The following is a 20,520-nucleotide window of genomic DNA, read 5'->3' as shown; positions in this document are numbered from 1 at the left end:
GATTAATAATCAGTTAACATAGTGGACTTGTTCTTCTTCAATCAATGGATAGGTAAGTAATTCTGTACTATCTAAATCTTCTTTCGTCATATCGACTGCATTGATTTGGCTGTTTGTGTAAGTCGTGTAGTAATAGATTCCTTTATCCACATTGCAACAAGAAGAATAGATCGTATACTCAAATTGACCATTCCCAACGTCACATAGTCCTTTTTGTTGTTCGACCGATTTTAGGATATGGAAGAATTGACTAACGCTTTCCTGTTCAGTCGTTGCTTTGACAGAATTCAATTTTGTAAATGCAACTTTGACAAAACGAGAAGCAGATGATAAATCTCCAGGTAAACCTAATCCGCCCATACCGCGAGAATAGACCGATAAATCAAGTTCATCGGAGAAATGGTTTTTAAGGGTAGTCGGTGAGACTGACCGATAGTTGTTCAAATTAAATAATTGATAGTCAAAGGTTGGATTATTTGTTAGTACACCGATTGGATTATCATAAATTTTTAATCCTTCGGCAACTGATTCAATAACAATCGATGTTTTTTGATCTGCTAATATCCAATGAAGAGGGGATAAAGGTAGTTCTTCACTGAAATTGATGTTGACTAAATTGATATCCGCTAATAACGTACGAGCTTCTTCGACGTTTTTACATTGACTCAATATCCAAGGAATAAATTCAAATGGTGTGATATTGGTCTTTTCGGCATCTTCGTCAAAAAAATGGGCATTTCCAGGGAAATTCAAACCAGCCATACTCAAACCTTTTTCATTTGTTGCATCATAATAGAGGGGGTAGTTATCTACAACTGCTGCCATACCGATGATCGCATAGTGAGACTCTTGTTTTGGTGCTTTCCGATAAACAAAAGGAAAATTTCTTGGAGTGATCGTCACCTGTTCATTATAAGAAATCTCTAAATCCAAATTCCGTCCAAAATAATGATCGTTTGTTGTGTAAGTAATAGATGTACACATTATAATAACCTCCTTTGTTTAATTCTATATTAAGACGATAAAGGAAAAATTACTAATAAAATGATTCTCGCTTCTTATAAGTTGTAAAATTAAGCAAAAAAAACTCGGTAATTGAATTACCGAGCATCTTGTTCTTTATTAAAATTTTTAAGCATTTTTTTAGTCAAATTAAGCAACATAGATAATTCTTCTTCATCTAAAGGTAAAAAATCAAGGATCTTTTCAGGGATGTCTTTTGCTTGATCTTGCAACAAAAGTCCTTGTTCAGTTAGAGATAGAATAGTTACCCGTTCATCTGAATCAGCTCTTTTACGAGTGATATACTGCTTACTAGTTAATTTCTTTATTACAGGAGTCAAAGTTCCTGAATCCAAACACAAGATCTTTCCTAATTCCTTCATGGTGATTTGTTTTCTCTCCCATAAAACAAGTAAAACAAGATACTGCGTATAAGTAAGATCCAGTGGCTTCAACAAGGGCGTATAGTAACGAGTAATTTCTTTAGAGGTGGCATATAAAGGAAAGCATAATTGATTTTTTAGTAATAACTCCTCCAAATAGACCACCTCCTAATGTGCTACTTCATAGCATACTTGTTTTTTCTAAAAAAATCTAGTTCTCTACGGCTGTCAAAGTAACTTCAATATTGCCAGCTGTTGCTTTTGAATAAGGACAAACTTTATGTGCAGCTTCTAGTAATTCTTGTGTTTCTTCGATTGATAAACCTTCAACTGAACCTTCGATCTCAACGCCTAACACAAAACTCATTTCACTTTCTGCGTATAGAGACACTTGAGCGCTGATTGTTGATGCACCGTCAATATTTTTTTGTGTTTTGATCAAGTCTAATGCGCTATTGAAACATGCACTAAAGCCAGCGGCAAACAATTGTTCCGGATTTGTTGCATCTTCTACACGTTTACCTGGAGCTGCAATGTTAAGCTCGAATGAGTGATCTGGACTGTGTACTTCCCCAGAACGTCCGCCAGTATTGATCATTTTTGTTGAATACATTTTTTTCATTAAAAATCACTCCTCTTTTTATATTTGATACAATTAAATTGTACACAATCTAATTAGGTAGAGCAACTAACTTGCTTTGAAAAAAAGTCTACTCTTGGTTTATGAATAAAAATCAAGAGTAGACTTTTTTATAGGAATAGGTCCGTTCATTTTAATTGCGACATCATTCGATCGGATGGTACGTAAATCCACTACCCATGACTTCTGCTACACTATTGACGATGACAAAAGCATTCGGATCGATTTCTTCAATTATCGGTTTGACTTTAGAAAATTCTTGGTCAGTGACAACCATCAACAACACTTCTTTTGATAGATTACTATAACCGCCTCTAGCTTCTAGGATCGTGAACCCACGTCCAATCTCCTGACTTAAACGTGTATGGATTTCTAAAAGATGATTCTCGCTTAGAACCATGATCGATTTTTGACGATTTGTTCCTGTTTCAATGTAATTCATCACGATGGATGTAATTACGATCGACAGAATCGCATAGAGAAATTCATCAAATCCAAAAACAAATAAGGTTAAGGAAACAACGACAGCATCGGTCATCAAAAGTCCAATGGAAGTACTTAAATTGAAGTATTTTTTGAAGATAAGGGGAGGGATCGTGGTACCGCCACTAGATGAATTATTTTTGTATAAGATAGCTACACCCAAAGCAAAGATCGCACTACCGAAAATGACTGATAAGAGACGATCAGGCGTGATCATATACTCTGGGACGATCTCAATGATCGCTGGGAAGACTAAACTACCAAATAATACTTTAAAGAAAGGTTTCTTGCCTAAAAAAATCAAGGCCAAGATCAACATGATGATATTCAAAACTAGTATAACTGTTGCTCGGTTCAAACCTAAAGCTGACTCAAGTAAAATACCAAGTCCACTTACGCCACCAGCTGCAATGTGATGCGGACCTAAAAACATGTTGATACTGATAGCTAAAATAGTTAAAGCAAATACTATTTTAATGTATGTCCAAATTATATTTCTACCGTGTTTCATTTATCCACTTCCTACTATACATTTATTTCCAACTATTCTCATTATACATTAATTTTGTATAAAAGTTAACAAAGTTGAAAAAGAAAGTTAGATAAACCTAAATTTATAATGAATCGTTCAAAGATAAAATGGGTCGAAATAGTGGACATCAATCAATAAAAACAATTATGAAATGGAACGAAGGGTGTATTTTTTGATTCATGCTGACTCGATATTTATAGAAACTATTTATAAAAGCTAATTGACCATCAAGGTGCATTGCCCTGTAGCGATTTTTAAATCATTATCTAAATAAATCGTTGCCTGCCAAAAATGAATATTTTTCCCGATTTTTTCAGGTTGTGCAACCACTCTCAAGTTACCTGTAGAGGCTTTATTCAAATGTTGGACTTGCAGATCGATACCTACAGCAAAGTGGGGGGCTTGTAAATATTCGTTAGCCCCAATGCTACAAGCCGTTTCGATCAATACAGCATTGATTCCTCCATGCAAATAGCCATAAGGTTGGTGATGCTTTTCGTCAATTGCTAAAGTCAATTGGACTTCTTTAGGTGAAACAATACACGTCTCAATCCCTAGATGATCTAATAAATTCATCCTGTTACTCCTTATTTCTTATTCTTTATTGCTACTGTCATAATTAAACTCTATTTTTATCATTCAAACACTGTTTGCGAACTATTAGGGTATTCAATTAAAAATACTTTTACTGATGAATGGAAGAACTGTCAGTTAAATTTTAATCATTTAGTTTAAATGAAACACTCGTTCTAAATCTTTTACCAGAAAAAATGCCAAAGTTCATAAAAACAAATAATGGTCTGCTTTTTTTAGTTTTTTCATTAATTTCCGGATTTCTTTTATTTCATTAGGCGTATAGCCACCAATTATCCCTTTAACCAATGCTTTTTCTTTTTCTACTCCTGCCTTTTTATGATGAAGTCTTTTTTCAAAATCAACTATTTCTTTTGAAAAATTATTTTTTTTAGGCAATCAGAAAAAAAACACCCCCTATATATACGGTTATATAACAATTATATTATTATTATTCTAAAATTGTAACCGTTCGTTTAAAAAGGGGGAGAGGGATTTAGCTGATATTTTTATTTTGTTCTTTTTGCCTTTTACTGGTAATTACTTTATGTAAATTTTCAAAGGCCTCGAATCCATATTCCTCTACGAATTCATCAATTTCTTTGAGAAGTTCTTCATTATCAAGCTTTGTTTCTAACTGTTGTTCTTCTAATTTTTTTCCTGCAAAAGAGATGACTGACTGTTGTCTTTCGCTATCAAGTTTTTCAAAGATAGAGAGTAGACGATGAGAAGTTTCTTCCTCACCTTCAATAATATAACCTTTTGTCACATGAAATAACTCAGCAATTTTTTGAATAGCACCCATACGAGGTGTTTTTAATCCAGTTTCCCAATTAGAAATAGTTTGCTTGCTAACACCGACTTTTATTGCCAATTCTTCTTGCGTCATTTGTTGTTTATGCCTTAGTTCACTAATCTTCTGTCCAATAATATTTTTATCCATAATAATCCTCCGAATTCTTACTCCAATAATATACCAGAAACTGGTCTAAATCAACATTAAGTTATACATAGTTATATAAAATTATTTACTATAACTTTAAGTTATATTAAAATATATAAATAGGAGGTGTTTTATATGTTGCAAATATCTTTGAAAGCAGCAAGAGTAAATTCAGATTTGAATCAGACTGAAGTAATTGACATTCTGCAAAATAGTTATGGTCTAAATCTTACTAAAGAACAGCTTGCTGAGTACGAGGATGATGCCACTGATGTGCCGATTTCTTTAGCAAAGAAATTTTCGGAAATTTATGGTATTTCCGATGACTATATATTTTTCGGTAACAAATCAACTTTAAGTTATATTTCGCGTGGATTAAACCAAAATAATCTTTAGTGATTCATGTGATAAACATCAAGATAACCACTTAAAATTGATGAACAGCATATGACCTATTAATTGATGTGACGAATAAAATCATTTAAACCAAACGATGGTCTTTCAACATTTTAGCGTCCTTGTAATGGGTACTAATATAAGCGGACACATTTAATTTTTATTAAGGAGTGAGTAAGAATGCCATTGAACTGTCGGTCTTGAAAAAAAAAAACTCGGACCTACAAATCTTCGGTTTATCCAACCAGATTATGAAGGCATAGAAGCATTAATGAGGTAATTGAAGGAAAAACCACGTTGGAAAAGAGGAGTAAAAATGTAATCTGGATTACGTAATCTCAAAAATCCGGTCAAACAGGTCAATCATCCTAAAAACACACGAAAAGAAATAGAAAAGTATTGTGTATCCAATGATATTGGTTATGAAGATTTAATGATTGACTAATTCGAACAATCTTTAGTTTAAGTATAGTATGAAAAAAAATACTTCATACCTTAGGAAACGTCTATTTTTATATGAGTTGGAAAAGAAATAAAATGAAAACTCTGTGCAATTTAGTTTGTGGTTTGACTAGTAGAAGCCAAATACTTTATATCAGTAGATCTAAAAGATGATTTTTTAAAGGAGTGATTTTTTTTGATGTACCCCAAAAGAATAGATATGAAACAAACAAGATGCAATGTGAGAGAAGTCTTAAAAAATTTTCGTAAACTTGATCGGATGGTAGGACGTGTCACAGTCGACATTGAATCTCCTCATAGAATCAATAGCTTAAAAGCAACTCTTTCTGATCTATCTTCAGAAAGGGCATCTATGCAAATGATAGCGATTGAAGCAGAAAGAAATGCAATCTTAAATGCTTTGATGGTTTTGAGTCTAACGAATCGAATGATCCTTTATTATTCTTACTTTGTTCCTGAAAGTTTTTCGAATTATAAGATTAGTCTTGAAATCGGTTATTCCGAAAGAACGATTCAGAGAAAAAAAGCAGAAGCATTGATTGAATTTGCTGAAGCATATAAGACTGGAAAACTGATTGCGTATAAATAATTTGGCGTTTTTTTGGCAGATGATTGGCGGTTCCATCCTCTTCTTTGATGCTAGTATGAATGTAAGCTTAGGAAATGGCAGAAAATAATAAGTATTTGTTTTTCTATGTAATAACAGGTGATAGATAGGTGTATCTACATTTTCAGGATGAACATGGCACATATAGTGGAATAAAGAAAATAGAGCAATCAACTTAAGTCACTATATGAAACGAAAGAAGAATCAAATGATGAAAGATACAAATATTCTCACAGAAACAAAAACGTCAAAGATAACGGAGGTAGAGAATGGCGGAAGTATCAATTGGTGAATGGATGGCTGTCATAACACTTGGTGGAACGTTGATTGTAGGCGTAGCAAAATTCTATGCAATGTTTACAAAGCTCGATCATACATTGGGAAAATTAGAAAATACTATTGTTCGAGTAGAAAAAAGCCAAATCGAGTATGGCAATCGTCTATCAATTATTGAAGAACAAATCAAATCTATTTTCAAACAAATTGGAAAGGAGGTGAGGTAAGTTGACCGAAATCTTAACGATTTCAAGTATTATCACACCACTGGTCGTCGGTGTGACAGAACTGGTGAAAGGACAAATAGGGCGCAGTAAACTTTTGCCTATCAGCAACGTGATTACTGGAATTTTGCTTAGTGGGCTGTATTCCTTCTCATTCGTTCCACAGGATCTCATTCTTTATTTATGGGCAGGAGCGATTGCTGGTTTGGCCGCAGGTGGATTATTTGATCTAGGAGATCATGTAATGAAACTACAGGAGTCTAATAAAAGCAATTGATCGTCCCAAGTTTCTTTTACCAGTAAAGGAGGTGAGGAAGATAAAACTGGAGGATCTACGAGGAGATGGACGTATTTTAGGACCGACCAATGCCAAACGAGAGGCATCAGAAATAACTAAAATTGCGCGTCATCATTCGGCAACAACCACAGGAGATGTATGGGCGTTTCAACACTATTGGAAGAACACATTGGGGTGGGGAACTGGCGGCTATCATGAGATTATCCTAAGAGATGGCACGGTACAATGGTGTTACTTTGATGAAGATATAACAAATGGTGTTGGGGGACATAACACAGCAACCTACCATATTTGTCTTGTTGGAAATGGCTCGTTCACTCAAGAACAAGAAAAAGCATTTGATACGCGAGCAAAAGCGGCGATGAAACGTTTTGACCTATCAGTGAAGGATGTTTTGGGGCACAATGAGTTCATTGGACACTCTTCAACTATCTGTCCGGGTATTAACATGATGATGATTCGTGATCGCTTAGGTGCTGCTGAGGACTTGACACATGATGAAATTATTTTAGCTAGTCCACCCAAGGCAGTCGGAAACTATCGAGGAAAATTAGAAATATTCAATGAGCTATCTTTAGGTATGTTTCGGATAGCAGGATGGTTAATACCACAAAATGGAGCAGCCTTTTTAGATCTAGGCTATGTTTTTTGGATAGATGCCGATAATCCATCTGTAGAAGTTGGTCGTTGTCGGTCAGCAGGCATTATACGAGACGATGTGAATGTTGCTTACGGCTTACCAACTGGTCTACGGTTTGGTTTGGACGGCACACTTGACATTCAAAAACATGCAGGAAAAAAAGTATTTCCGATGTTAAGACGGACGAATGAACTAAACGGAAATATGATCAGTGGACAAACAGTTGATGTTTCTTTTCCAGAATATACTTTGACCATTCCTAAACGATAATAAAGTTTGTTTCATTGTTCATATTATAATCAAACAAAAACAATACAACAATAAATAAAATATCAAAATTTAATGAGAAAATGATTTTGTAAAATAATAAAATCAGAGAAAGGAAGATTACTATGACAATCAAAATTGAGGATTTACGAGGAGATTCACGGATTTTAGGACCAACTAATGCGAAACGAGACGTTTCAGTGGTCAAAAACATTGCACGTCACCATTCAGCAACTGAAACAGGAGATGTTTTTATCTTTCAACAATATTGGAATGGAGAACTAGGCTGGGGAACTGGCGGTTATCATGAGATTATCTTACGTGACGGAACTGTACAATGGTGCTACTTTGATGAAGATGTAACTAATGGTGTTGGTGGGCACAATACACCAACCTATCATATCTGTTTAGTAGGAAATGGTTCATTTACGGAAGCTCAAGAAGAAGCTTTCAATCAGCGTGCGAAAGCCGCAATGGAACGATTTGGTTTATCCGTTGAAAACGTCTTAGGCCATAATGAGTTTAGTGGACATGCATCAAATATTTGTCCAGGGACAAATATGGATGCTGTCAGAGATATCCTTAATGGTGGGGATGGCAGCGTTCCAGAACCGGACTATATCATGCATGATTGGAATAAAGAAATGGTCGTAGCAGCAGATGTTTTAAATGTACGCCAAGAGCCAAACACACGATCAGCAATCTTACGTCAATTAACTAGAAGTCAAGTTTTCCATTCTGCACGAGTGACGATCAACGGGGAGTTAGTGAATGGTATCAGACACTGGTATGAAGTGGATGGTAACGGATGGGTTTCAGGATCATTAGTAGCAGAAGCATCATCTGATAATGAATGGATTGAACGAAAAGGCGAGGTGACTGTCGCTATTTCAGGAGGGATCAACTTACGAGGACCTTCAAGTGACAATGTAACCAATCCAACTAGTCTGCCAATACTACGTCGCGTGGATCTGGGGGAAACGTTCGAATATGACAAAATACTCGTACAAAAGAATGGGCATGCCTTTGTAAGACAGTCAATTAGTGAAGGTTATACTTGGTTGGCTATTGGTTCAACTGCTAATGGAATCGTTACTTCATACTGGGTTACTGGCATTGAAATCTAATTGATATAATAATTACGCACAGTTTTGAGAAAAGCCGAAAACTAACAGAAACAAGTAAAAAAACGAAAATTTGAAAATAAATTTTCGTTTTTTTACTTGTTTTCGAAAGATTTGCCTTTGAAACTACATCGATAATCACTATTTCTCTTATTCAAGTATAGTGAGAGTTAAGGGAAGCTCGAACATACTCTAATGGACCTCGAGTCCGTGTAAAGAAAAGTCGAATCGAAATGAATGAGTGAAGGATGTTCAATCAAATAATAAAGGAGAAGTCGCATGACCTTTATTTTTGCTTTTGACGTATCTAAAGGTAAAAGTTACAAAGTACTTTATCATAATCAACAATGTCTAACAGAAGGGAAAGTCTGTCATAATCAAGAAGAGTTCCGCCAGTTACTTGAAGAAATCACCGTACTGCCAGAAACGCCTGAAATTATTTTTGAAGCAACCGGTGTCTCCTCTCGTCTATTAGAAAAATTCTGTCAAAATAACCGGTTAGCCTATTGTCTATTAAACTTTTTGGAGAGAGATATATTAGCCCTCTCATACCACCTGAAACTGAATAAGCGGCGAGAACAGAATCAACCTCTTCATTATTTATATAAAAGAGCTGTACTGCTGTGAAAGTATGTCTATCTAGGAAATAGCGACTAAAATAGTAAACGAAATAGAGGATTTTGAAAACATTCATTTGCTTGCGTAGCAATTGTTTATTATGAGTATGGATGGTAAAAGCAAAAAAATTACGTATTGGGTATATGCTAGATTATGAATATAGCCAGGGACTAATAAGAGAAGATATTTGAAGTAATCAATGACAATGAAAAATAGAAACAATAAATTCACTGAAAAAATCTAAAATCATTTATTTGAAAGTTAGATTATAAAGCTTTTCTTGCGCTTAACTCATTCAATATTCTTTGTACAGTAATTTATAAAGAAATTATCATTAAATGCTTAAAACTTGTGTATAATAAATTTAATGAATTTTAGGAGGAGATAGAGATGAGAGAATGGAAAACAATCAAGGAATATGACGAGATCCTATTTGAACAATACGGGAAGATTGCTAAGATAACAATCAATCGTCCAGAGGTTCATAATGCTTTTACACCAAAAACAGTCTTTGAGATGATCGAAGCTTTTACAATCAGTCGTGATCGTCAAGATATCGGTGTTATCATTTTGACAGGAGCTGGTGACAAAGCATTTTGTTCAGGTGGCGATCAGAAAGTTCGAGGAAATGGTGGGTATGTTGGTGAAGACCAAATTCCGCGTCTGAATGTACTAGATTTGCAACGATTGATCCGAGTCATTCCTAAGCCAGTGATTGCGATGGTCAAAGGTTGGTCGATCGGTGGTGGAAATGTCTTACAACTTGTGTGTGATATCACAATCGCAGCCGAAAATGCGAAATTCGGTCAAACAGGGCCTAACGTTGGGAGCTTTGATGGTGGCTATGGTTCGGGTTACTTGGCTCGTGTCGTAGGGCATAAAAAAGCGAAAGAAGTTTGGTTCATGACGAAGCAGTATAGTGCTGAAGAAGCGTTGGCAATGAATTGGATCAATACGGTCGTACCGCTCGAACAAGTAGAAGATGTGACGATCGAGTGGGCAGAAGAGATGTTGAAGAAAAGCCCGCTAGCTCTACGAATGATCAAAGCGGCAATGAACGCAGATACAGATGGCTTAGCAGGTATCCAACAATTGGCAGGGGATGCGACGCTTTTATATTACACCATGGATGAAGCACAAGAAGGACGCGACGCATTTAAAGAAAAAAGAGAACCTAATTTTGACCAATTCCCTAAGTTCCCTTAAACCTCAACCTAATAGCTGGTTGCAAAAACAAGCAATGCTTCATCCAGATGCACCAGCCTGTCAGTGGAACGATCATCATTTGTCTTTTCGCGAGCTGACATCACACGTTCAAAGTTTTGCAGAGTATTATCATCGAATATTACCCAAAGCGAGTGAACGAGTTGCCTTGTATTGTGAAAATGATTTAGATGCCTATTTATCGATCTTGGCATTATGGGAGTTAGGAAAAGAAATCCAGTTTGTCAATGCACGCTTGACGACGAATGAAATCAGTGAACAGATGGCAGATGCTGGGACATCCATTCTTATTTCTGCCAATAAATTAGCAGTCAACGAGCGCATCACTTGGTATTCATTTCCTGATCCTTCGGAATTACACGTCCTACAGCCGAAGGATTGGTTTGATGAAGGGTATGGAGAAAAGGCGATCGCGTCAATCATGTATACGTCTGGAACGACAGGTAAACCGAAGGGCGTACCGCAAACATTTGCCAATCACTATGCGAGTAGCCAAGCCACTGCGCTAAGTTTAGAAGTAGATCGTTCAGATAGCTGGATCTGCTGTGTGCCACTCTATCACATTAGTGGCTTGTCTATTTTATTACGCTCACTTGCTTTAGGCATCCAAGTGATTCTGTTGCAGGGATTCTCTCCTCAACAAGTCCATCAACTTTTAGCAAATGGAAGTGGCAACTATATTTCTTTGGTCAGCAAAATGTTGAAAGACCTTGAACCATTGATCCCAGAAAGTGGTTATGCTCCCTCATTCAAAAAAGTATTATTAGGGGGAGGGCCGGGAGAAGGACGAGTCATGCAAGCATGTATGGAAAAACAGGTGCCTGTGATGCTTTCTTATGGCATGACAGAAACCTGTTCACAGATCGTCGCCCTTTCTCCAGAGTCATTCGAAGCAAAAACCGGTTCTTCTGGTAAAGCTTTGTCTAAGGTATCGATCCGTATTCAAAAAGATAAGAAGTCAGATCAAATGGGAGAGATTTTAGTCAAAGGACCATCGATCATCGACCACTATTTGAATAGCGTCAATCCGGATTCTTGGACAGAGGATGGCTGGTTTCACACTGGCGATTGGGGGTACCTTGATGAAGAGGATTATCTTTATATTGTCAGTCGCATGAGTGAACGCATCATTTCGGGGGGAGAGAATATTTTCCCAGTTGAAATCGAGCGAGTACTTTTAACTTGCAATAAAATTGCGGAGGTCGCTGTCGTAGGGGCTTGGGATGAAACATGGGGACAAACACCTGTTGCTTATGTGCGATTAGATGAACCACTTACTGATAGAGAAATCACTGAGCTACTAGCGCCATTAGCACGTTACAAGCATCCAACTAAAATCTACTGTGTCTCGGAAATTCCTAAAACGGCGACTGGAAAACCAATCAAACGTCTTTTAATGACAGAAGAAAGAGTGAACTACATTGAATATCAAATTAGATAGCTCAATCGATGATCAGCTTTTAAAAAATCATCTTTATTTTACTTATAGCTACGAGCTTGGTGAACAAACGGTAAAAAAACTCTTACCTCTTGTCCCATCTAAAGGAGATCGCTTTTATTGGTGTCCTCCTGATGAGGATTGTGAGCTATTAGGAATAGGAGAAAATTTATTTGATGGACAACAGGATGATATGCCCAGTGCTATCAAAGGATTCTCTCTTGAGTTTTCTAAAAGTTTTTTAAACGTATCAAGCCAGAAGGGGAGACCTTTGCTTTTTGGAGGCTTTCCCTTTGATCCAAACAACTTAAAAGAAAAGATTTGGAGTGAGCTTGAATCTGGCTATTTCATTCTACCAAGTATTCTTTTCAAGCGAATAGGTTCAAAGACTCAAGTTGTTTTGACAATCAGAAAAGAAGCGGCAACAACCAGGAGTCTTTTAAAAGATTTTTCATATTTGGATAGTCTTGTGAGTGAATTGTTAGAAGGCAAAGAACAAGAACAATCAGCAAATGTTCTTGTGTCGTCCGAAGAGCTGGCAGTTCCAACTTTTCTACACAATGTAGATGATGCGCGCAAGGAAATCATACACAAAGTTACTTCGCTTAAAAAGGTCGTCTTAGCAAGACAATTGGCCATACACGGATCTTTCCAGTCGATCACTCAAATTCTTCATCGTTTAGCTGAACAACAACCACAGACTTATTTATTTCTTTTAGCATCAGATCAACTTGCTTTCATTGGTGCAACTCCAGAACGATTGATTCAAGGAACGAAAAGTCATTTTATGACTGCTGGGATAGCAGGTTCGGCACCTAGAGGATCTACTATGCAGGAAGACGATGAAATCGGTAAAGAACTTTTAAAAGACTCTAAAAATACACAAGAACACGGAATTGTTGCGCAACGATTAGAGGATCAATTAGCAAATATTGTCGCAGGGGATGTTGCTGTTTCTTCCCGTCGGTTATTGAAAAACCGTGATATTCAACATTTAGCGATGACTTTCTCTGGAGAACGTAAACAGGGAGTCTCATTGATCGATGCGGTTGAACTGATCCATCCTTCACCGGCTTTAGGTGGTGAACCTCAAGGATTGGCGTTGCAATGGATCAAAGATCATGAACCTTTCGGTAGAGGGTTATACGGGGCACCAATCGGGTGGGTGGACCCGATCGAGGATGTCGGTGAGTTTGCTGTAGGCATCCGCTCAGGCATCTTGACTGAAACCGAAGGAATATTATATGCAGGTTGTGGCATTGTTGCGGATTCTGATCCTGAGGCAGAACGCCAAGAAACATTGCTGAAATTCCAACCAATGCTTAGAGGAGTGAAAGGATGACGAGACAACAAGAGATGACCGCTTATTTATTGGCATTCATCAAAGGAATGAAAGAAGGCGGGCTTAAAAATGTCGTGATCAGTCCTGGTTCACGATCGACCCCACTTGCCTTGTTACTTCATAGAGACCCAGAGATCAATACAACAGTCAATGTTGATGAGCGATCGGCGGCATTCTTTGCATTAGGTATGGCAAAAGCATTGAAACAACCAGTCGGGGCTCTTTGTACGTCTGGTACTGCCGCAGCGAACTTCTTTCCAGCGGTTTGTGAAGCAAAAGCAACAAACATTCCTTTACTATTGCTAACAGCAGATCGTCCACCAGAAGCACGTGGCGTGGGTTCGCCACAAACGATGGACCAACAAAAGTTGTTTGGTTCGCATATCAAAAAGTTTATTGAATTAGCACTTCCTGAAGCCAGTCCGGAAATGATACGGTATAGCTACTGGCATGGTGCCAATAGTGCCCATGAAGCAACACGCGTGCCTGCTGGCCCTATTCAGATCAATTTGCCTTTTAGAGAGCCATTATTGCCTGATTTAACTTTTTCTCTTGATGGATCTTTTCATCCAAAAAAACTGGTTACTCAAATTGTGTCGAAGCAAGTACCGGAGCTTGTTCCTTGGCTATCAAAAAAAGGGTTGATGATCGTCGGTAAAGAATTGACACCTGATGAGGCAAAAGCGTTACTTACTTTAGCAACAGCTTTACAATGGCCAATCATTGGCGATCCTTTAGCAAATCTAGGTGCTTGTCAACAAATGAGCGATGTCTATCTTCCGCACGCAGATTTGATTTTTTCTGGACCGATTTCTGAAACTCCTGAAGTCATTTGGCAATTTGGTAATCTTCCTGTAGCTAAAAATGTGATGCTTTATTTAAAAAAACATCACGAAGCTATTTCTGACTATGTTTTGATCGATGAGGAAGAATGGCGTGATCCATTACATTTAGGAACGAGTTTTGTTCAAATCAGCGTGCTTGATTTCTGTAAACTAGTACTGGAAACTTTGGATGCAATACCTACGCCAACCTCTGACGAATGGTTGGCGCAATGGAAAAGAGCTTATCAAAAAGCGAGAGAAGTCATCACTAAAGAATTGTCTATCGATGAATGGAGCGAAAGCAATGCTAGTTGCCAGTTATTGCAAGCGATAAAATCAGAGGAAGCTTTATTTTTGGCAAATAGTAACGCGATCCGCTTTGTTGATCGTTTTGCTTCGCCTACTGGAGAATCATTTCCAATCTATGGGAATCGAGGGATCAACGGGATCGACGGGTTGATTTCTACAGCGGCAGGAATCGCTTTGGTAAGGAACAAGCGGATGTTTGTCTTGATCGGTGATCTTGCGCTGTTCCATGACATGAATGCGTTGGAGCTAATTCGACGTTATCACTTACCTGTTACTTTAGTCGTATTGAACAACAATGGTGGTGGAATTTTTTCTTTTCTTCCTCAAAATCAACTTTCAGAGACTGATTTTGAACCATTGTTTGGTACACCACTTGATTTAGAATTAGAGAAAGTAGCAGATTTATATAATGGTCATTATATACAATCAACTTCAAGGAAAGAGTTTGAGCAAGCGATTGAAAAAAGCCGGAATCAAGGGGATTGGACAATGATTGAAATCAGAGGACAACAACAAGAACCTGTTCAATTATGGGAGCAGATGAAGCGTCGTTATCAGGAGGAAATAGACTGATGCCAGTTAAGACTGTACGTGGGGCGGCTTACCATTACCGTTGGTTACAGCAAACTGATCCAAAGCAGCCAACGGTTATTTGTTTGCATGGCTTTACCGGTAGTACACAAACCTTTATGTTTGAGAATCCTCAGTTTAATTACTTAGCCATCGATTTGATCGGTCATGGAAAAACAGCGGTTTACCTTCATCCTTACCGCTACCAACTTTCGTCACTAGTTGCTGACTTGGCGAGTTTAGTCTCATTATTAGAAATCCCCTCTTTTTATGTATTAGGCTACTCGATGGGCGCTCGAGTAGCACTTGCTTGGGCGCTCGAACAACCACAAGGGATCAAAGGTCTGATTTTAGAAGGCGGGACTGCAGGAATTGCAGATGAACAGCAACGAAACCATCGAAAAAAAGCTGATCGAAAACTTGCTTTACGTTTATTGAGAGAGCCTTTGAGTGATTTTGTTGATGATTGGGAGAAGTTGCCACTATTCGCTTCACAACAGGCGCTATCCTTGGAACAAAAAAGCAGAGTAAGAAACGAGCGACTTGCTCAAAATAAGCTAGGTTTAGCATTAAGTCTTTACTATATGGGAACTGGCGCGCAAAAAAATTATTGGCCAGATTTAGCGAGTATCGAATGCCCACTATTGTATCTTGTTGGTCAAAAGGATGAGAAGTTCCAAAAGATCGGTAAACAAATGACAAACATTAAAGAGATTTTTCGTTGCCAGATCCTTACGGAATGCGGGCACTGTTGTCACATCGAGCAACCTAAACTATTTGAGACAACTGTCACTACTTGGATCAATGAAATGGAAAGGGAGTGGACGCCATCAAAATAGTCAACATCCAACAGTACTGTTTGCGATTACCCTTAGTGACACCTTTCAGAACGAGTTATGGTCGATTGGAAACAAAGGCTTTTGATTTGTTGATCGTGGAAGATGAGTTAGGGAATCAGGGGATCGGCGAGTTAGTCGCTTTTGAACGTGCAGATTACATCGAAGAAACGATTGATATGAGTCGATCGGTATTACAAAAAGAGCTGATTCCTTGTTTATTCGAACTTGACTTCTCACATCCAGAAGAAATTTGGTCAGCTTTCAAACATACGCAAGGGAATTTTATGGCAAAATCAGCGGTCGAAACAGCGGTTTGGGATCTTTATGCTCGTCGAATAGGGCGCCCATTACAAAAGTTGTTTTCTGCCGAACGATCAGCGATTCCCGTAGGTGTCAGTATTGGTGTCCATGACAATCCGATAGATTTACTTGCGACTGCAAAAACTTATGTAGATCAAGGATACCAACGAATCAAGTTGAAAATCGCTCCTGGCAATGACTTAGTGCCACTGCAAGTGTTGCGTGAACAATATCCAGAGATCCAATTGATGGCTGATGCGAATTCTGCTTATACGATCAGCGATCTGCCGTTATTCAAGAAAATGGATGCCTTGAAGCTTGCGATGATCGAACAACCTTTTCACCCTCGTGACTATGTTGACCATGCCATACTTCAAAAGGAAATCAAAACAGCAGTTTGTCTTGATGAAAATATTCGAACACTGGAAGACGTAAAAACAGCTCATGCACTGGGAAGTTGTCGAGCAATCAATTTAAAGATTCCCAGAGTCGGAGGAATCACTGAGGCTTTAAGAATCGTCGATTTTTGTCAGGAAAATGATTTGCTCGTTTGGTTAGGTGGTATGTTTGAATCCGGAGTCGGCCGAGCGATGAATCTGCATTTTGCAAGTCAAGATTGCTTTACTTTTCCAGGAGACTTGTCTGCTTTTGATCGCTATTTCTATGATGATATCGTCGAACCCAAAGCACGAATCACAAATGGACATTTGAGGATTCCTGGTCAATCAGGGATTGGTGTCACATGGCAAGAAGAGCAGTTGTTAAAGTATGCATATGATCAGAAAACCTATGTAAATAAATAGCGTCAAGAAGATGAATCACGCATGTTTTGTAAACAGTGTGCTATTCATCTTTTTTTTGCTAAAAATCTTGTTACCGATAACAACAATGTAAGCGTTGTCTTTCGGTTAGTTATCTTTTATAGTTGTTTTGTTAACTGAAAGACAAGGGAGGACTGAAATGAATACTGCAGCAATTTATCATCGACCCGAAAGTGAATTTGCTTATTTATACAGTGATACAACGATGCGGATTCGCTTACGTACAAGTAAAGATGATGTCAAACAAGTTTCTGTGATCAGCGGAGATCCATATACGATTTTCTCAGAAAATTGGTATTTAAAAGAACAACCAATGAAAAAAGGATTAAGTACACTTCTTCATGATTACTGGGAAATCGAGTTGACGAGTGATACTAGACGATTGCAATACGGTTTTCACATCGTGGGAATTGATGGGATGGATTGTTTTTACGGAGACCAAGGAATATTCCCTTATCAAGAAGAAACATTGGCGAATGCAAACTATTATTTCCGTATGCCATATTTTCAACAAATCGATCGCTTCAAAGTACCTGAATGGGCAAAACAAACGATTTGGTATCAAATATTTCCTGAACGCTTTGCGAATGGTGATCCAACAAATGATCCTAAAGGTACGTTGCCTTGGGGAAGTAAAGACCCGGATCGAGAAGATTTCTTTGGCGGAGATCTTCAAGGGGTGATCGATCATCTCGATTACCTAGCTGATTTAGGGATCACAGGGATTTATTTCTGTCCTGTTTTTGAAGCAACCTCGAATCACAAATATGACACGATCGATTATTATGCGGTCGATCCACAATTTGGTGATAAAGAGTTATTGAAAGAGTTAATCACAAAAGCGCATGATAAAGGAATCCGAATCATGCTGGATGCCGTGTTCAATCATATGGGTAGTCATGCACCACAATGGCAAGATGTGATCGAAAATGGCGAGAAATCCCGCTACAAAGACTGGTTCCACATCCATTCATTTCCAGTGGATGCCTATCAAATGACAGATGTTCCTGAAACAGCCGAAAATCTGGCATATGATACGTTTGCTTTTACGCCATTCATGCCTAAGCTCAATACAGCAAATCAAGAAGTACAAGATTATTTATTAGATATTGCCACGTATTGGGTCAAGGAATTTGATATCGATGGGTGGCGGTTAGATGTAGCAAATGAAGTGGATCATCATTTTTGGAAGAAATTCAGAGAAGCGGTCACTATGATCAAACCTGATATTTATATTTTAGGCGAAATCTGGCATTCTTCTCAAGCTTGGTTACAGGGCGATGAATTCCATGCGGTGATGAACTACGCCTTTATGGATTCGATCAAAGACTATTTCGTCCATAAAAAAATCACACCCACTCAAATGGTCAGTGGCATGAATCATCAGCAAATGCTTTATCGTGATCAAGTCAATGAAGGGACATTCAATTTATTGGATTCTCATGATACAGCCAGAATCTTGACTTTGTGTAAAGAGGACAAGGAACTGATGAAATCAGTGTTAGCTTTCATGTTCTTACAAAAAGGGGCGCCTTGTATCTACTACGGAACAGAAATCGGCATGACAGGTCATGATGATCCTGACTGTCGAAAATGTATGGTCTGGGAAAAGGACCAGCAAGATCTTGAATTGCAGGGGTTCGTCAAAGAATTGATCTGTGTGCGTAAACAAGTGCAACAAGTGTTGATTGAAGGGGATCTGACTTGGCGCTCGGTCGACGATAAAAACGAACAAATTCACTTGACTCGTCATCTCGATCAGCAAACCATTCATGCTTATTTCAATCAAGGAACAGAACCGTACTTGGTCGATTTAGAAAATGATGTTTTGTTCAGCCAAAATTGTGACATCTTAAAAGACGGCAAAGCTGAAGTCCAAACGAATGGATTTTTGATCCTTTGTTAAGTTGTTATCGGTAACATAGAGAAAGCGTTTGCAAATCAAGCTTTTGTAAACATATAATCAAATTGTAAGAGGAATAGAATAGAATCGGAGGAAAAAAAATGAGTAAACAGTTGCTAAAAAAAATCGGGTTAGGTGCATTATCTTTAGGGTTTATCGGGGGACTTGCTGCCTGTGGGAATGGCGGGTCTTCAACTGCAGCAAATGAAGAAGATGGAAAAACATTAACGATTTCTGTCGATTCTGGCTACAAAGATTATGTCGATGAGATCAAAACAAAATTTGAAGAAGATAACGACGTAAAAATCAAGTTAGTCGAAAAAGACATGTTCGAACAATTAGAATCGCTTGCGTTAGATGGTCCTGCCGGAAAAGCACCAGATGTCATGATGGCAGCTTATGACCGGATCGGCGCATTAGGGCAACAAGGACATTTGGCAGAAGTGAAATTGGGGAACGAAGCAGATTACAATGATACGGATAAAGCTCAAGTAACGTACGAGGATAAAATCTATGGAGCACCGGCAGTTATCGAGACACTAGTTTTATACTATAACAAAGATCTAGTTGACACTGCACCGACAACTTTCAAAGATTTGGAAGCGTTAGCAAAAGATGAACGTTTCAATTTTGAATCTGAAGAAGGAACGAATACAGGATTTTTAGCAAAATGGACTGATTTTTATTATTCATATGGCTTGATTTCTGGTTACGGTGGATATGTCTTTGGTGAAGATGGAACAGACCCATCTGAAATTGGGTTAAACAATGCAGGAGCAGTAGAAGGAATCACTTATGCTACAGATTGGTTCCAAAATGTTTGGCCTAAAGGAATGCAAGATATCAAGAGTGCTGGCGATTTTGTCAACCAACAGTTCATGTCAAACAAGGCAGCAGCGATTATCGATGGCCCATGGCAAGCACAAACTTATCAAGAAAACGACCTCAATTATGGCGTATCAAAAATCCCAACATTGAATAATGGTGAATCTTATCAACCATTTGGTGGAGGAAAAGGTTGGGTCGTAAGTAACTACTCTAAGAATAAAGAAGTGGCTCAAAAATGGTTAGATTATGTAACCAATACAGAAAACCAAGAAAAATTCTTTGAGATGGTCAACGAAGTACCAGCCAATCAAGCGGCTCGTGAAACAGCAAAAGGCACAAATGATGAATTGACGACTGCAGTTATCGAACAATATGAAACAGCACAAGCAATGCCAAATATTCCAGAGATGGCAGAAGTTTGGACAGGCGCAGAAAACTTGATGTTTGATGCTGGTTCAGGCAGAAAAACACCAAAAGAATCGGCTGACGACGCGGTGAAGACGATCAGCGAAGCAATTGAGCAAAAATATTAATTAGATCATCAAAAAGGTTGGAGCTGTGAAGGAAATTGCTTCTCAGCTCCATGTTTTACCTTTGATGAACGTGAGATGATTTTATAGAAAAGGCGCTTCAACATACAGCACCTGTTTTTAG

Annotated in this window: 22 protein-coding genes; 15 read left to right on the top strand and 7 right to left on the bottom strand. The window is 38.1% G+C overall.

The annotated features are described in order from the left end of the window. Positions 1-9 precede the first annotated feature (9 nt). The 7 genes from bsh to IGI79_RS07145 all read right to left on the bottom strand — a co-directional run bounded on the left by bsh (position 10) and on the right by IGI79_RS07145 (position 4,556). Positions 10-984 (bottom strand): choloylglycine hydrolase, encoded by a 975-nt coding sequence (bsh, locus tag IGI79_RS07175; RefSeq protein WP_071867091.1) that lies wholly within the window; start codon positions 982-984, stop codon positions 10-12. Positions 985-1,100: 116 nt separating this feature from the next. Further along, positions 1,101-1,541: a MarR family winged helix-turn-helix transcriptional regulator gene (locus IGI79_RS07170; protein WP_438845782.1), complete on the bottom strand. Its 441-nt coding sequence runs from the start codon at positions 1,539-1,541 to the stop codon at positions 1,101-1,103. A 55-nt stretch (positions 1,542-1,596) separates the two neighbouring features. Next, entirely contained in the window at positions 1,597-2,007 is a 411-nt protein-coding gene (locus IGI79_RS07165; RefSeq protein WP_010735406.1) for an organic hydroperoxide resistance protein, read from the bottom strand. Between the two features lie 163 nt (positions 2,008-2,170). Beyond that, on the bottom strand, positions 2,171-3,019 hold the full coding sequence (locus IGI79_RS07160) for a YitT family protein (RefSeq protein ID WP_023519705.1): 849 nt from the start codon (positions 3,017-3,019) through the stop codon (positions 2,171-2,173). A 237-nt stretch (positions 3,020-3,256) separates the two neighbouring features. Then, positions 3,257-3,616 carry a PaaI family thioesterase gene (locus IGI79_RS07155; RefSeq protein WP_010735408.1) on the bottom strand — a complete coding sequence of 120 codons (360 nt, stop codon included), beginning with the start codon at positions 3,614-3,616 and terminating at the stop codon, positions 3,257-3,259. Positions 3,617-3,820: 204 nt separating this feature from the next. Further along, positions 3,821-4,012 (bottom strand): hypothetical protein, encoded by a 192-nt coding sequence (locus tag IGI79_RS07150; protein ID WP_104776877.1) that lies wholly within the window; start codon positions 4,010-4,012, stop codon positions 3,821-3,823. A gap of 97 nt (positions 4,013-4,109) precedes the next feature. Then, positions 4,110-4,556, bottom strand: coding sequence for a helix-turn-helix domain-containing protein (locus tag IGI79_RS07145; RefSeq protein WP_104776876.1), 447 nt, complete (start codon positions 4,554-4,556; stop codon positions 4,110-4,112). Positions 4,557-4,691: 135 nt separating this feature from the next. Between IGI79_RS07145 and IGI79_RS07140 the strand changes: the two genes are divergently transcribed. The 15 genes from IGI79_RS07140 (at position 4,692) to IGI79_RS07070 (ending at position 20,399) form a co-directional block, all read left to right on the top strand. Continuing rightward, entirely contained in the window at positions 4,692-4,952 is a 261-nt protein-coding gene (locus IGI79_RS07140) for a helix-turn-helix domain-containing protein (protein WP_066025029.1), read from the top strand. A gap of 637 nt (positions 4,953-5,589) precedes the next feature. Continuing rightward, entirely contained in the window at positions 5,590-6,003 is a 414-nt protein-coding gene (locus IGI79_RS07135) for an ArpU family phage packaging/lysis transcriptional regulator (RefSeq protein ID WP_108146555.1), read from the top strand. Between the two features lie 287 nt (positions 6,004-6,290). Continuing rightward, the gene (locus IGI79_RS07130) at positions 6,291-6,524 is read left to right on the top strand and encodes a hypothetical protein (RefSeq protein ID WP_104776874.1); all 234 of its coding nucleotides are present in this window, start codon (positions 6,291-6,293) and stop codon (positions 6,522-6,524) included. Position 6,525: 1 nt separating this feature from the next. Next, the gene (locus tag IGI79_RS07125; protein ID WP_066025026.1) at positions 6,526-6,798 is read left to right on the top strand and encodes a holin; all 273 of its coding nucleotides are present in this window, start codon (positions 6,526-6,528) and stop codon (positions 6,796-6,798) included. Between the two features lie 31 nt (positions 6,799-6,829). Next, positions 6,830-7,729, top strand: a complete 900-nt coding sequence (locus IGI79_RS07120; protein ID WP_438845781.1) for a peptidoglycan recognition protein family protein — start codon at positions 6,830-6,832, stop codon at positions 7,727-7,729. A 122-nt stretch (positions 7,730-7,851) separates the two neighbouring features. Beyond that, positions 7,852-8,853 (top strand): N-acetylmuramoyl-L-alanine amidase, encoded by a 1,002-nt coding sequence (locus tag IGI79_RS07115; RefSeq protein WP_195339287.1) that lies wholly within the window; start codon positions 7,852-7,854, stop codon positions 8,851-8,853. A gap of 276 nt (positions 8,854-9,129) precedes the next feature. After that, entirely contained in the window at positions 9,130-9,477 is a 348-nt protein-coding gene (locus IGI79_RS07110) for a transposase (protein WP_195339286.1), read from the top strand. 381 nt (positions 9,478-9,858) lie between these two features. Beyond that, complete coding sequence (menB, locus tag IGI79_RS07105) at positions 9,859-10,674, top strand: 1,4-dihydroxy-2-naphthoyl-CoA synthase (protein WP_438845780.1); 816 nt, start codon at positions 9,859-9,861, stop codon at positions 10,672-10,674. Further along, on the top strand, positions 10,649-12,133 hold the full coding sequence (gene menE / locus IGI79_RS07100) for an o-succinylbenzoate--CoA ligase (RefSeq protein WP_195273533.1): 1,485 nt from the start codon (positions 10,649-10,651) through the stop codon (positions 12,131-12,133). Before menB ends, menE begins: the two co-directional genes overlap by 26 nt. After that, positions 12,114-13,472: an isochorismate synthase gene (locus IGI79_RS07095; RefSeq protein WP_229053956.1), complete on the top strand. Its 1,359-nt coding sequence runs from the start codon at positions 12,114-12,116 to the stop codon at positions 13,470-13,472. Before menE ends, IGI79_RS07095 begins: the two co-directional genes overlap by 20 nt. Then, entirely contained in the window at positions 13,469-15,178 is a 1,710-nt protein-coding gene (menD, locus tag IGI79_RS07090) for a 2-succinyl-5-enolpyruvyl-6-hydroxy-3-cyclohexene-1-carboxylic-acid synthase (RefSeq protein WP_104776678.1), read from the top strand. Before IGI79_RS07095 ends, menD begins: the two co-directional genes overlap by 4 nt. Next, positions 15,178-16,014, top strand: coding sequence for a 2-succinyl-6-hydroxy-2,4-cyclohexadiene-1-carboxylate synthase (gene menH, locus IGI79_RS07085; RefSeq protein WP_104776677.1), 837 nt, complete (start codon positions 15,178-15,180; stop codon positions 16,012-16,014). The genes menD and menH overlap by 1 nt, the downstream gene beginning before the upstream one ends. Next, on the top strand, positions 16,005-17,117 hold the full coding sequence (menC, locus tag IGI79_RS07080) for an o-succinylbenzoate synthase (protein ID WP_161641848.1): 1,113 nt from the start codon (positions 16,005-16,007) through the stop codon (positions 17,115-17,117). Before menH ends, menC begins: the two co-directional genes overlap by 10 nt. A gap of 157 nt (positions 17,118-17,274) precedes the next feature. Next, the gene (locus IGI79_RS07075; RefSeq protein WP_104776675.1) at positions 17,275-19,041 is read left to right on the top strand and encodes a glycoside hydrolase family 13 protein; all 1,767 of its coding nucleotides are present in this window, start codon (positions 17,275-17,277) and stop codon (positions 19,039-19,041) included. Positions 19,042-19,139: 98 nt separating this feature from the next. Further along, positions 19,140-20,399: an extracellular solute-binding protein gene (locus IGI79_RS07070; protein WP_195273531.1), complete on the top strand. Its 1,260-nt coding sequence runs from the start codon at positions 19,140-19,142 to the stop codon at positions 20,397-20,399. Positions 20,400-20,520: the final 121 nt, after the last annotated feature.

This window comes from Enterococcus sp. AZ084, assembly GCF_051714905.1.
GTDB classification, from domain to species: Bacteria; Bacillota; Bacilli; order Lactobacillales; family Enterococcaceae; genus Enterococcus_B; species Enterococcus_B pernyi.
This window is presented reverse-complemented; position numbering and strand designations above follow the sequence as displayed.

Bases quoted from the DNA above. Each gene is read 5' to 3' on its own strand.
- bsh (WP_071867091.1), bottom strand. From the start codon at position 984: ATGTGTACATCTATTACTTACACAACAAACGATCATTATTTTGGACGG.
- IGI79_RS07165 (WP_010735406.1), bottom strand. From the start codon at position 2,007: ATGAAAAAAATGTATTCAACAAAAATGATCAATACTGGCGGACGTTCT.
- IGI79_RS07160 (WP_023519705.1), bottom strand. From the start codon at position 3,019: ATGAAACACGGTAGAAATATAATTTGGACATACATTAAAATAGTATTT.
- IGI79_RS07155 (WP_010735408.1), bottom strand. From the start codon at position 3,616: ATGAATTTATTAGATCATCTAGGGATTGAGACGTGTATTGTTTCACCT.
- IGI79_RS07145 (WP_104776876.1), bottom strand. From the start codon at position 4,556: ATGGATAAAAATATTATTGGACAGAAGATTAGTGAACTAAGGCATAAA.
- IGI79_RS07140 (WP_066025029.1), top strand. From the start codon at position 4,692: ATGTTGCAAATATCTTTGAAAGCAGCAAGAGTAAATTCAGATTTGAAT.
- IGI79_RS07130 (WP_104776874.1), top strand. From the start codon at position 6,291: ATGGCGGAAGTATCAATTGGTGAATGGATGGCTGTCATAACACTTGGT.
- IGI79_RS07115 (WP_195339287.1), top strand. From the start codon at position 7,852: ATGACAATCAAAATTGAGGATTTACGAGGAGATTCACGGATTTTAGGA.
- IGI79_RS07110 (WP_195339286.1), top strand. From the start codon at position 9,130: ATGACCTTTATTTTTGCTTTTGACGTATCTAAAGGTAAAAGTTACAAA.
- menB (WP_438845780.1), top strand. From the start codon at position 9,859: ATGAGAGAATGGAAAACAATCAAGGAATATGACGAGATCCTATTTGAA.
- menD (WP_104776678.1), top strand. From the start codon at position 13,469: ATGACGAGACAACAAGAGATGACCGCTTATTTATTGGCATTCATCAAA.
- menH (WP_104776677.1), top strand. From the start codon at position 15,178: ATGCCAGTTAAGACTGTACGTGGGGCGGCTTACCATTACCGTTGGTTA.
- IGI79_RS07075 (WP_104776675.1), top strand. From the start codon at position 17,275: ATGAATACTGCAGCAATTTATCATCGACCCGAAAGTGAATTTGCTTAT.
- IGI79_RS07070 (WP_195273531.1), top strand. From the start codon at position 19,140: ATGAGTAAACAGTTGCTAAAAAAAATCGGGTTAGGTGCATTATCTTTA.